The organism is Aeromicrobium sp. S22 (assembly GCF_009661045.1).
GTDB lineage: Bacteria > Actinomycetota > Actinomycetes > Propionibacteriales > Nocardioidaceae > Aeromicrobium > Aeromicrobium yanjiei.
In genome coordinates this window covers 258182-270220 of the sequence record NZ_WJWV01000002.1, presented here as the reverse complement: position 1 = coordinate 270220, position 12039 = coordinate 258182, and the positions used below count along the sequence as shown (strand labels likewise).

General features: G+C 70.5%; 11 protein-coding genes. 6 read left to right on the top strand and 5 right to left on the bottom strand.

Going from position 1 to position 12039, the window contains the following annotated elements; translation table 11 throughout:
* Positions 1–7: 7 nt before the first annotated feature.
* On the bottom strand, positions 8–628 hold the full coding sequence (locus GEV27_RS09990; RefSeq protein WP_153911314.1) for a flavin reductase family protein: 621 nt from the start codon (positions 626–628) through the stop codon (positions 8–10).
* A gap of 144 nt (positions 629–772) precedes the next feature.
* Between GEV27_RS09990 and GEV27_RS09985 the strand changes: the two genes are divergently transcribed.
* From GEV27_RS09985 to GEV27_RS09975, 3 genes are all read left to right on the top strand, one after another.
* On the top strand, positions 773–1807 hold the full coding sequence (locus tag GEV27_RS09985; RefSeq protein ID WP_153934175.1) for a phosphatase PAP2 family protein: 1035 nt from the start codon (positions 773–775) through the stop codon (positions 1805–1807).
* The gene (locus GEV27_RS09980) at positions 1804–3399 is read left to right on the top strand and encodes a glycosyltransferase family 39 protein (RefSeq protein ID WP_153934174.1); all 1596 of its coding nucleotides are present in this window, start codon (positions 1804–1806) and stop codon (positions 3397–3399) included. Before GEV27_RS09985 ends, GEV27_RS09980 begins: the two co-directional genes overlap by 4 nt.
* Positions 3400–3567: 168 nt before the next feature.
* On the top strand, positions 3568–5088 hold the full coding sequence (locus tag GEV27_RS09975) for an MFS transporter (RefSeq protein WP_153934173.1): 1521 nt from the start codon (positions 3568–3570) through the stop codon (positions 5086–5088).
* Positions 5089–5096: 8 nt separating this feature from the next.
* On the opposite strand, the gene GEV27_RS09970 is transcribed toward GEV27_RS09975, so the two are convergent.
* Positions 5097–5858, bottom strand: a complete 762-nt coding sequence (locus tag GEV27_RS09970; RefSeq protein WP_153911310.1) for a hypothetical protein — start codon at positions 5856–5858, stop codon at positions 5097–5099.
* A gap of 68 nt (positions 5859–5926) precedes the next feature.
* Here GEV27_RS09970 and GEV27_RS09965 point away from each other — a divergent pair, with 68 nt between their 5' ends.
* The 3 genes from GEV27_RS09965 to GEV27_RS09955 are packed head-to-tail and all read left to right on the top strand — an operon-like array spanning position 5927 to position 8202.
* Positions 5927–6697, top strand: a complete 771-nt coding sequence (locus GEV27_RS09965) for a CPBP family intramembrane glutamic endopeptidase (RefSeq protein WP_153934172.1) — start codon at positions 5927–5929, stop codon at positions 6695–6697.
* Positions 6698–6754: 57 nt separating this feature from the next.
* The gene (locus GEV27_RS09960) at positions 6755–7567 is read left to right on the top strand and encodes a phosphatase PAP2 family protein (protein ID WP_243839033.1); all 813 of its coding nucleotides are present in this window, start codon (positions 6755–6757) and stop codon (positions 7565–7567) included.
* A 47-nt stretch (positions 7568–7614) separates the two neighbouring features.
* Positions 7615–8202: a hypothetical protein gene (locus tag GEV27_RS09955; RefSeq protein WP_153934171.1), complete on the top strand. Its 588-nt coding sequence runs from the start codon at positions 7615–7617 to the stop codon at positions 8200–8202.
* Here GEV27_RS09955 and GEV27_RS09950 read toward each other — a convergent pair.
* From GEV27_RS09950 to GEV27_RS09940, 3 genes are all read right to left on the bottom strand, one after another.
* Positions 8172–9641 carry a family 16 glycosylhydrolase gene (locus tag GEV27_RS09950; protein ID WP_153934170.1) on the bottom strand — a complete coding sequence of 490 codons (1470 nt, stop codon included), beginning with the start codon at positions 9639–9641 and terminating at the stop codon, positions 8172–8174. The genes GEV27_RS09955 and GEV27_RS09950 overlap by 31 nt on opposite strands.
* Before the next feature lie 88 nt (positions 9642–9729).
* Positions 9730–11139, bottom strand: coding sequence for a VWA domain-containing protein (locus GEV27_RS09945; RefSeq protein ID WP_153934169.1), 1410 nt, complete (start codon positions 11137–11139; stop codon positions 9730–9732).
* 13 nt (positions 11140–11152) lie between these two features.
* A complete protein-coding gene (locus tag GEV27_RS09940) occupies positions 11153–12034 on the bottom strand; it encodes a MoxR family ATPase (RefSeq protein ID WP_153652683.1) in 882 nt (293 codons plus the stop codon).
* Between the last annotated feature and the right edge of the window lie 5 nt (positions 12035–12039).

Here is a 12039-nt window from a genome sequence, read left to right as displayed (position 1 = left end):
GAGTAGGTCAGGCCGGCGGCGTGGTCAGCCGTCCGACGTCCTCCGGCCGGCGGGGACGAGGTGTCGCGTGCACCGTGGGTGGCAGCCCCCACTCGTCCTTGCCGAGGCGCGAGACGGGCTGAAGACGCGCCATCTCCGGGTGTCCCTCCACCAAGGCGTAGTCGTCGACCGTGATCGCGACGACGGCGCCGAGCACCAGCACGGAGTCACCGAGCTCGATCGTGGAGTGAAGCCGGCACTCCAGCGAAGCGGGCGATCCGGCGACACGCGGCGGGGCGACGCTGTCGCTGGGCTCCATCTCGATGTCGAGCCGGACCGCCTCGTCGTCGTCTGGTGCGAACGCTGCGCTGCTCGCGTTGACGAGGTCGAGCTGGGGCAGCGTCGCGAGGTTCACGACGAACTCCTCGGTCGCCAGCACGTTCGCGAGCGTGTCCTTGCGGCCGACCGAGGTCCACGAGACGATCGGCGGGTTCGCACACGCGACGCTGAAGAACGAGTGCGGCGCGAGGTTGCCGATGCCCTCCGCGGACAGCGTCGAGATCCAGGCGACCGGGCGGGGGACGACGAGGGCCGTGAGCAGCCGGTACGACTCGACGTCGGGGTCTGCGGTGTGAAAGACGGTGCGCATCGCCCCATCCTTGCCTGAGGAGCCGGGAACGGCACGTCGCATCTGCGCCCGCGTGAACCCCCCATCAAGGCGATCCGAGGCCGTATCGTGATCCCGGGTGCTCCATCGGGCCCGGCACGCACCCGCACGACGTCCGAGATCGAGGTGACCCCCATCGTGTCCCAGGCAGGCTCCGCGACCGGGACGACGGTGCGCCCGCGGGTCCAGGGATCGCGCTGGTGGGTCCCGACGTGGGCAGTGGTGGTGGTCTTCGGTGCGGTCGCCCTGTGGCGCTCGCGCCAGGTCGACGTGCCGTTCCGTGATCCCGACGGGCGGGTCTTCATGTCCCGCATCGCGCTCTCGCTCGGGATCCTCGTCGTCCTGATGGTCCTCGACGGGGTCGTCCGGGCCCGGCGCGGCGGCTGGAGCCTGCGTCGTACGCGGGAGGCCATCTCGACGCGGTGGACGCGGGACCGGGTGCTGCTCGCGGTCACCGGCCTCCTGGCGTACCACCTCGTCTACGCGTCCTACCGCAACCTCAAGAGCTGGAACGCCTTCCGGACCCAGCACGACGACGCGCTCGTCGACAGCGACCGGTGGCTCTTCTTCGGCCACAGCCCGGCGGTGCTGCTGCACGACCTCTTCGGCCGGGACGTGGCCCCGCACGTCTTCCGGGCGATCTACGAGTCGTTCTCGGTCATGGTGCCGATCTCGTTCGTCGCCGCCCTCGTCCTCGCGCCGCGGATGCGTGAGGGTTACGTGTTCCTCACCTCCGCGATGTGGGTCTGGATCCTCGGCGTCGCGTCCTACTACCTGATCCCGGCGATCGGCCCGTTCGACGCCGTGCCGCAGGAGTTCGCGGGGCTGGACCGCACGAGCGTCACCGCGACCCAGGCCACGTACATGGCCGAGCGCTCCGAGCTCCTCCTCGACCCGGGCGCGGCCGGCTCGTTCGCCAGCATCGGTGCGTTCGCGAGCCTGCACACCGGCTTCACGTTCCTCGTCCTGCTGATGCTGCGCTACTACGGCCTGCGCCGGGCCGCGAACCTCATGGTCCTCTACCTCGTGGCGGTCATGGTGTCCACGATCTACCTCGGGTGGCACTACGTGCTCGACGACGTGGCCGGCCTGGCCATCGCCTGGGCCGCGGTGCGCCTCGGCCGCCTCACGGTCCACCCACCCGGGAGGTCCGCGGCGTGACGGTGCTGGACGAGCGGGTCGAGGTGCCGACCCCGCGGACGCGCGACTCGCTGATCCGGTGGTGGCTGCTGTGCGCCGGCGTCGTCGTCCTGCTGCGCACCCCCTTCATCAACGTCCCCCTGGGCATCGACGAGGGCGGCGGCTCGTTCGTCGCCCGTGCGTGGGGCTCGACGGACGGCTCGATGTACGGCGGATCCTGGCTCGACCGCCCACCGCTGCTGGTGCTGGTCTACAAGATCGGCGTGCTCGGAGGTGATCTCGGGGTGCGTCTGGTCGGGATGGTCGCGGCGGTCCTGCTCGTCGCGGGGACCATGGCGATCGCGCACCGCATCAGCGGGGCCCGGGCGGCGCGCATCGCGGGCATCCTGACCGCCGTCATGACCTCGTCGGTCGTCCTCGGGGCGGTGTTCACCGACAACGAGCTCATCGCGAGCGTCCCTGCGACGTACTCGATCCTCGCCCTCATGCGGGCTCGCGACGCGGTCGTGCCCCACCGGTGGCTGTTCGTCTCGGGCGCCCTGGCCACGTGTGCCCTGTTGGTCAAGCAGTCGTTCGCCGAGGTGCTGGTGGCCGGTGCGGTGTTCCTGCTCGTGAGCTGGGTGACCCGGGCGCGCTCTGACTTCCGGTGGTCCTGGCTCGGCTGGTGGCTCGGCGGTGTGGCGACGCCGGTCCTGGTGACGTTCGCGTGGTTCGAGGCGTACTCGGTCGGCGTCAGGGGCTTCGTGTACGCCGCCGCGGGCTTCAGGCTCGACAGCATCGCCGAGATCACCGGCGCTCCGCAGGGGGCCGGCTTCATGCTGGTGCGCCTCGGGCTGCCGATCCTGATCGTCTCGGGCTGCGTGTTCCTCGTGCCGTGGTCCGTGGCCTGGTTGGTGCGCCGCCGGGCCGACCCGCAGCTCGTGCTCCCGCTGACGGCGTGGCTCGCGTTGGGATTCCTCGCGGTCGCGGGCGGAGGCAACTACTACCCCCACTACTTCATCCAGCCCGTGGCCGCACTGGCGGTGCTGTCGGGCTGCGCCCTGGCCGTGACGGGACGTCGCATCCTGGCCAGTGCGACCGCGGCGCTGGTCCTCGTGCTCGCGGTCGGCAACGTGGCCGTGGGCACGACCCTGCAGACCGTCAACCCTCCGCAGCAGCGGACCCTGGCGGTCGCGGACTACCTGCAGAGCAATGCGCGCCCCGACGACACCCTCTACGTGCTGTACGCCCGTGCGAACCTGCTCTACTACGCGGACATGACCACCCCCTACCCGTACTCGTGGACGCAGATGGTCCGCACCGTGCCGAACGCCGAGGAGCGGCTGCGCGACATGCTGCGCTCCTCGAGTCGCCGTCCCACCTGGATCGTGGAGTGGCAGGAGGCGACGATCTTCGGGATGGACGCGTCGGGGGAGACCCGCCGGCTCATCGCGAAGCACTACGTGGGGGTCGACGAGATCTGCGGCAAGCAGGTGCTCATCCGGCGGGACGAGGCTGCCCGCACGCTGCGCAAGTCCTCGCACGGGGAGTGCGCCACGCTCGACCTGCCGAGGCACCTCGGTCCGAGCGAGTCACGAACGCCTGAGGACAGCGCCGACTACCTCTGGCAGTGACGGGGACCGCCGATCCCCGGACCAGCGGGGCGAGGCAGAAAACTGTCCGCCCGGAATACGATCATGACGTTGAGCGCTGCAACCAAGCAGCACGAACTCGCCCCGGCCCGGCCATGTGTGGGCTCCGCCGCCGCGATCCCCACTCGACTCATCCCCCGAGGACATCCGATGACTGCTGCTGACCCCGTGCTGCCCGAAACGGAGCGAGAGCCCGATCCCCGACGATGGCTGGCGCTCGGCGTCATCGCGATCGCCCAGCTCATGATCGTGCTCGACGCCTCCATCGTGAACATCGCCCTGCCGTCGGCCCAGAAGGATCTGGGCATCAGCGACGCCGACCGCCAATGGGTCGTCACGGCCTACACGCTCGCGTTCGGCGGGCTCCTGCTCCTCGGCGGCCGCATCGCGGACTTCGCCGGCCGCAAGCGCGTCTTCGTCGTGGGACTGATCGGCTTCGCCGTGGCGTCCGCCCTCGGCGGCATCGCGTCGACGGCAGGCCTGCTCTTCGCGGCCCGCGGGCTGCAGGGGCTCTTCGCGGCTCTCATGGCTCCCGCCGCGTTGTCGCTGATCTCGGTGACGTTCACCGAGTCCAAGGAGCGGGCGACCGCGTTCGGCGTCTTCGGTGCGATCTCCGGCGGCGGTGCCGCGATCGGCCTGATCGTCGGTGGCGTCCTGACCGAGTACGCGTCGTGGCGCTGGTGCCTCGGCGTCAACGTCCCGATCGCGCTGGTCACCGCCTTCGCCGCGACGCGCGTGGTGCGCGAGAGCAAGGCCGAGGGCAACACCAAGTACGACATCCCCGGCGCGATCCTGGTGTCCCTCGGCCTCGTGTCGCTGGTCTACGGGTTCACCGAGGCCGCGAAGGAGAAGAACCCGGGCAAGAGCACCGAGGTGCTGGGCTGGACCGACAGCAGCACGTTGACCTTCCTCGGCGTGGCCGTGGTCCTGCTGGTGGCGTTCGTCCTGTGGGAGCGCCGCACGGCGCACCCGCTGCTGCCCCTGCACGTGGCGCTCGACCGCAACCGCGGCGGCTCCTACCTGGTCTTCTTGTTCGTGGGTGCCGGACTCTTCGCGATGTTCCTGTTCCTGACGTTCTACTTCCAGGCGACGCTCGGCTACACCCCGCTGCGCTCGGGATTCGCCTTCCTGCCGTTCAGCATCGGCATCATCCTGGGTGCGGGCGTGATCTCGCAGGTGCTGCCACGCCTCGGCCCCAAGCCGATCATGGTGCCCGGGCTGGTGTCGGCCTCGATCGGCATGGTGCTGCTGACCCGGGTGACGGCCGACACCTCCTACTGGACGCACGTGCTGCCCTCGCTGGTGCTGCTCAGCGTCGGCATGGCGGCGGTGTTCATCCCGGCGTCGAGCACGGCCCTGGTCGGGGTCGGATCGCACGACGCCGGCGTCGCCAGCGCACTGCTCAACACCTCCCAGCAGGTTGGCGGCTCGCTCGGGACCGCGCTGCTCAACACGCTCTACGCGGGCGCCGTGACGGCCTACCTGACCGACAACATGCGCGGAGCGCGCAATCCCGACGCGGTGATGGCCGATGCGTTCGTCAGCGGCTACCACGTGGCCTTCTTCTGGGGAGCGATGCTGCTGGTGCTCGCCCTGATCACCGCGGTGACGCTGATCAATGCCAAGAAGGACGACATCCCGGCGGTCGAGGGAACTGCGGCCGTCGCCTGACGCCAGGGTCACCTGGGGTTGATCGCCACCGTGCAGACCAGCCCCAGGTGGTCCGAGCTGTCCGGCTCGGTCATCTGCACGCGGCCGTCGATCGCGGTGACCCGGGGACCGAGGTAGATCGCGTCGAGATGGCGTCCGTTGCGCTTGAGGGGCTCGCCGATGCGGTGATGGACGTCGACGTCGACGTCCTGCACGTCGGTCGCGGCGCGCCAGTCGGTGTAGCCGGCCGCCTGCAGGATGCCGCGCGGTGTGTCGGCCCGCACCGCGATGTTGTTGATGTCGGCCGCCACGACGTCCACGGCGTGCTCCGCGCAGAGCTCGACGAGCCGGGTGGCCTGGAGCTGCCTGGAGGCCTCGGCCTTCTCGGGGGTCGTGTGCACCGAGGACGACAGGTGGGTCGTGGCCGCGACCCATTCCAGCCCTGTCGCCACGTGCTCGTAGCGGGCGATGAGCACGTGGCGCTGCTGGCGGGTGAACGTGCCGAGGGGGTGCTCGTGAGTCTCCAGGAGCCGATGGACGGCCGGATCGCTGTAGCCGTCGTTGTGGCCGTGGCGCGACCGCGCGACCTCCCAGCCGGGCAGGATGTGCGCCAGGCTGCGGCGCTCAGCGCGCCGGTTGACCTCGACGAGGAAGTACACGCTGGCCTGCATGCCGCCCGGTGCGTGCATCTCGCGCTCGAGCATCTCGGCCCGTCCCGGCCAGCGGTGGTGGGTGCGGGTCCAGTTGGACCCCAGCACGTTCTTGAACCCGAGGCGGAAGATCGCCGACATCCTGTGAGGCTAGCGGACCGCCGCGGTCGAGGTGTGGGTCCGGGGCAGAGCCAGTAGCGTCGAAGCTGATGACCTCCAAGACCCGCGGCCTCTCCCGACGCCTGATCGCGCTCGCCCCCCGTGAGCTGCGCGAGAAGGTGCCGCGCGACCACCTCGAGACCGATGCCGCGTTCCACCGTCGTCGCCGAGTCGTCGGGGGAGTCAGCATCGCAGGGGCGGCGCTCCTCGGCCGCTCGCTCACGACCGAGCCGGACTCCAAGCAGTTCTACGGGCTCACCCTCGGCGTCGCCGCCACCTGGACGGCCGGCGCCCTCGCGTCCGGCCCGCTGCACCGCGGCTGGGAGCAGGCCGACGACAACCTGCTCCGGCGGCCCCTCGTCACGCCGGTCGCCCTCGGCGTCGCGTCGTTCGGGGCGTTCTACGGCGCGGCGCTCGTGTGCCGCCGGGTGCCGGTCCTCAACCGTGCGCTCACCGACATCCTGGCGTTCGCCGACCAGGGGTCCGCGCCACTCGTCGCCGCGACGACGTTCGCGAACGGGGCGGCCGAGGAGGTGTTCTTCCGCGGCGCGCTCTACGCTGCGGCGGGCACCCGCCACCCGGTCGCCAAGTCCACCGCGATCTACACCCTGGCCACCACGGCGACCCGCAATCCTGCCCTGGTGATGGCCGGGGGCGTCATGGGCACGCTGTTCGGTCTGCAACGCCGGGCGTCCGGGGGCATCCAGGCCCCCCTGCTCACCCACCTGACGTGGTCGGCGCTGATGCTGCGGTTCATGCCGCCGCTGTTCCGCCGGGAGGGTCACGACGAGGTGGACCAGGACCTGCCGCCGAGGGTCTGACCGCGCACGGAGGGGGCTCGGTCCGGGTCCCGGCCGGCGATCGACAAGAATGGCCCGGTGCCGTGGCCGTCGTGGGAGCAAGCGGGTGTTGCCTGCCTGGTCAGCGTCATTGCTTGGCTCGTGCTGAGGTGGCTGCCGCCCAGCCGGGTGGGCGATGCGATCCTGCCCGCATTCCGCGAGTTCGCGCTGATCAGCGGTCTCTACGGGATCTGGCGGCTGGCGCGGATGCTGCCGATCACCCACGAGAGCGGAGCCCTCGACCGGGCCCGCGAGATCGACCACCTGCAGCGCCTGCTGCACCTGCCGACCGAGATCTCGATGCAGCACTTCGTGGTCAACCACGACTGGCTCGCCCGGTTCGTCAACGCCTACTACGCGATCGTCCACGTGCCGGCCCTGATCGCGTTTCTCGTCTGGGCGTTCGTTCGGCACCGCGACCTGTACCCGCACTGGCGCAACGGACTGGTGGCGGTCACTGCGGGCTGTCTCCTCATCCGGTTCATCCGCGTGGCGCCGCCGCGGTTCGTCGATGAGCTGGGCTTCGTCGACCTCTCCAGCCGGTTCGGCCTGGGCGTCTACGGTGACGTCGGGACCGGCGTCTCCGACCAGTTCGCCGCGATGCCGTCGATCCACGTCGGCTGGGCCGCGGTCGTGGCGCTCGGCACGTTCGCGATGGCGAGCGGCTGGTGGCGGTGGCTGGTCCTCCTGCACCTGCCCGTCACGGTGTTCGTCGTGGCGGCCACGGGGCACCACTGGTGGCTCGACGGCATCGTGGCGGTGGCCTTGATGGCTGCCGGCCTGGTGATCGACTCCCGGGTGCGTGGACGACGCGCGGCCAGGCGTACGTCCGAGGTCACCGTCGAGGTCTGAGCCCGACTCGCACTGCCGCGGTCGCGACCCGCACCTAGGGTCGAGTCATGCCTCGTCCTGATCGCCTGCTCCTCGCCGCTCTGCTGGTGCCGCCGGTGCTGATCGCCCTGGTGGGGACGACGCACCCCGACCGCCTGACGATGGACGCCGCCGTCCACTGGCGCAACATGCACATCGTCCTGCTGCCGCTCTTTCCTTTGCTGGCGGTGGGACCATGGCTCCTCGCGCGCTCGGTCGACCCGCTCTACGGACGGATCACGTTGGTGCTGGGCTACGTCTACGCGTGCTTCTACTCTGCGCTCGACATCCTCGCCGGCATCGCGGCGGGCGGCTTGAAGGTCGACCGCGAGAGCGGGCTGGGCACGGTGTTCGGGTTGGCCTCCGACCTCGGCGAGGTGGGATCGATCGCCTACATCGGCGCGACCGCTGCCGCCGCGGGGTGCGTGATCCGCGTGGTCGGCCTGCGCGCCCTGCCCGGTGCCCTGGTCGCGATCGGCGGCGCCTACGCCTTCATGCAGGAGCACGTCTACTGGCCCGCGGGCGTGCTGTCGATGATCGCCATCGCGCTGGGCTGGGCCTGGATGCTCGTGACCCTGCACGTCGGTCAGCGGTCGGCGAGCAGGTCCTTGCCCTGATGGACCCGCACCCAGTCGACCTTGTAGCTGAAGTCGTCGCGGGTGTGCTCGGCGTCGGGCCAGCCCCAGTAGCTCGACCCCACCTGCATGTTGAGACGGATGTGGAACGTGTCGTCGAAGCTGCTCTCACGGAAGTACGACGCGGTGCCCGGGGCGTCGAAGTCGACGATGCCGACGGTCCGCCCGTCGTAGAGGTAGCGCAGGCAGCGCGGCGACCAGTTCACGCCGTACGTGTGCCAGCCCTGCCAGATCTTGTCCGCGCCGACGTCGGCACGGCCGTGCGTCTGTCGCTTCGTGATGCCGGTCATCGAGCCCTCGGCCGTGTCGGCCCAGCTGTTCCACTCGTACGAGCTCGACGGGTCGAACGACCGGATCGTCGGTCCGCCGTAGGACTCCATGGGGTCGATCTCGCCGGCCTTGTGATCTGCACGCAGCCAGAACGCAGGCCAGATGCCGCGTGACATCGTCGGCTCGCTCGGCACCCAGGCCCGGATCTCGAAGTGCCCGTACTTCTGGCCGAAGCGGTCCGCGGCGGCGTTGCCGTAGCCGGCGCCGTCCATCGTGTCGACGTACCCCGTGGAGTAGTCACGCTCCACGTTGGCGGGGTAGAGGGCGTTCTTGTTCTGCTTGTGCTCGCCGTCCGGGAGCCGGCGGCCGCGGATGTCGAGATGGCCGTCCTGCACCGAGACGGCGTCCTTGGTGATCCACGCCTTGTCCTGGTTGAGGAACGTGTTGTCGCGCACGCGCCACCGCGAGCGGTCGATCGACGAGCCGTCGAAGTCCTCGCGGAACGTCTCGACGCCCTGATCGGGCTGGGAGTAGTCGATGTCCTCGCACGCGGGGCCGCCGACGTGAGGGCGCGTGACGGCCACACGGATGTCGGTCGCGCGGACGTGCTGGCCCCCGCGCAGCCGCTTCGCCTCGGTGACGAGCCGCAGGTGACTGCCCGACCGGGTCGTGCGCAGGGTGACCCCGACATGGCGCCAGGACCGGGACCCGGGCTTCAGGGTCGTCGAGCGACTGGCCACGACGCGTCCGGCCACGATCTCCTGGACGCGGAACGTGAGCCGTCGACCGGGCTGTGACGTCTGCAGGCGGGCCGTGGCCCTGACCGTCGAGGAGGCGGTCATCGCGGCCCCCGTCGAGACCGGCGACCTCATCCAGACGCTTCGCACCCCGGTGGCCCGTCTCGCCTTGAGCTGCAGGGCGGCCGCGGGCCTGTGGGGACGCAGATTCTTCACCCGGGCGTTCGACGACGGCTTCCAGGCGGCGCTCTCGTCGGCGATCGACACCCGCACCGCGCTCATGGCCTCCTCGGTGGCCTGGCCCGGTCCGGCGGGTCCCACGAGCAGACCGGCGCCGGCGACGACAGCGACCGCCAGGGCGCCCGTGCGCAGACGACGGGCGCGGACGATCGACGAGACGTGCCGGGTCCTCATCACTCCACGGTAGGACCTGGGTGCCGATAATGGGAGGTTTTGTCAGAACTTCCCCACCGACACCACCAGTCCCACGCGTGATGCGCTGTCACACGGGCAACAGCCTGGTGATGAACCGGGTGAGCTGGTCGACGTTGCAGCACTCGTGCATCTCGACCACCTCCGCGTACGCAGGGGCCTCCGAGTCGCCCAGGCCCCAGCGCATGGACGCCTCCGGGTTGAGCCAGAAGGTCCGGCGCGCCTTCTGGTTGATGTCGTGGAGGGCGCCCAGGTTGGGGTCCTGGTTGTTGTTGCGGGCGTCGCCGAGGATCAGGACCGCGGTGCGCGGGCCGATCGCGTTCATGTGATCGGCCCGGAAGTCCGCGAACGCCTCGCCGTAGTCGCTGCTCGTGTGCCACTTCGTGATGTGGGCGTCACGCGCGATGCGGGCGGACAGATCGTCCTGCCCGCCCTCGGCGGCCTGCTTGACCAGGTCGGTCACCTCGTCCATCGCGTTGACGAACGCGAACACGCGGACCTTGCTGAACTGGCCGCTCAGGGCCTGGACCAGGTGCATCGTGAAGCCGGAGAAGCCCGACACCGACCCAGACACGTCGCACAGCAGGACGAGCTCAGGACGTGACGGGTGCGGCTTGGCCAGGACCGGGTGCATCGGGACGCCGCCGGTGGACATCGACCGGCGCAGCGTCCGGCGGATGTCGATCTTCCCGCGGCTGGCCTTGCGCCGGCGGGCGGACAGGCGGGTCGCGAGCTTGCGCGAGAGCGGCTTGACCGTGCGGCCGAGCTCCTCGAGCTGCTGCTTGCTGGCGCTCAGGAAGTCGATGCGGTCGGTGCCTGCCCGGACCGCGTGACGGGTCACCGTGTCGCGTCCTCGGACCTCCGCCGTGCGACGACGCGCCTCGGCGGCCACCATCGCGCGGAAGCGCTCGACGTTGCTGCGGACCTCGTCACGCTCCAGGCGTTGCGTGAAGCCGGCGCCCTGGCCCGAGCCCTGCCCCTGGCTCTGCCCGCCACCCTCGCCGCGCATCTGCACGGCCCGGGCGACCGTGGTCTGGGGCTGGAGCCGCTCGAGCGTCTGGTACGCCGACCAGCCCGCGGTCTGGGTACCGGGCGATCCCACCTGCCCGAGCTGGTCGACCGCGATCTCGGCGACCTGCTCCATGCCGCGCAGGTCGTTGTCGGCGAGCGCCGCCGTGAGCACGTCACGGAGGTCGTCCAGGTCGAGCGGCCCGTCGGTGTCGATCGCGGCCTGGGGGGTGCCCACGCCCGCGGGGAAGTAGAGGTCGAACGCCATGTCGAAGACATCGCGCTGGCCCCCACGGCGTATGAGGGCGGCGGCGAGCCCCTCACGCAGCTGGTTGCGGTCGGCCATGCCGAGCACCCGGATCACCGCTGCGGCGTCCACGGTCTCGCTCGTGCCGGCGGGGATGCCCTTGCTCCGCAGCGCCGCGACGAGCTCGACGAGCCGCCCCGCCAGGTCCTGCGGCCCCTCCGTCATACGGCTCCTCGGGTCATGGCGTGCTCAGGACCGCGTCCAGGTCAAGACGCGTGCGCGCCTTCTGCAGATCATCCTGGTGCTTGAGGATCACGCCCAGGCTCTCCTTGACCACCTCGTCGTCCAGGACATCGGCGCCGAGCGCGACGAGCGTACGGGCCCAGTCGATCGTCTCCGACACCGACGGCGCCTTGCGCAGCGGCATGACCCGCAGTGCGTTGATGACGCGGACGAGCGACTCGCCCAGGGCGGTGTCGAGCTCGGGCACCTTGAGCCGGACGATGTCCTGCTCGAGCTGTGCGTCGGGGAAGTCGACGTGCAGGAAGAGGCAGCGCCGGCGCAGCGCCTCGGACAGCTCGCGCGTCGCGTTGGAGGTCAGGACCACGAACGGGCGGTGCTTCGCGGTGATCGTCCCGAGCTCGGGCACCGTGACCTGGAACTCGCCCAGCACCTCCAGCAGGAGGCCCTCGATCTCCACGTCGGCCTTGTCCGTCTCGTCGATGAGCAGCACGGTGGGGCTCTCGCTGCGGATGGCTGTCAGCAGGGGGCGGGGGAGCAGGAACTCCTCCGAGAAGATGTCGTTGCGCGCCTCGTCCCACGACTCGCCCTGGCCCGCGGTGATGCGCAGCAGCTGCTTGGCGTGGTTCCACTCGTACAGCGCGCGGGCCTCGTCCACGCCCTCGTAGCACTGCAACCGGATGAGCTCGGCCCCGCACGCGTCCGCGACCGCGCTGGACAGGGCCGTCTTGCCGACGCCCGCCGGACCTTCGACGAGCAGGGGCTTGCCGAGCTCGCTCGCGAGGAACACGGTGGTCGCGATCGCGTCCGACGCCAGGTAGCCGGCGGCGGCCAGCTTGGTCTTGACGTCGGCAATCGAGTCGAACGGCATGGTGCGCATGCCTA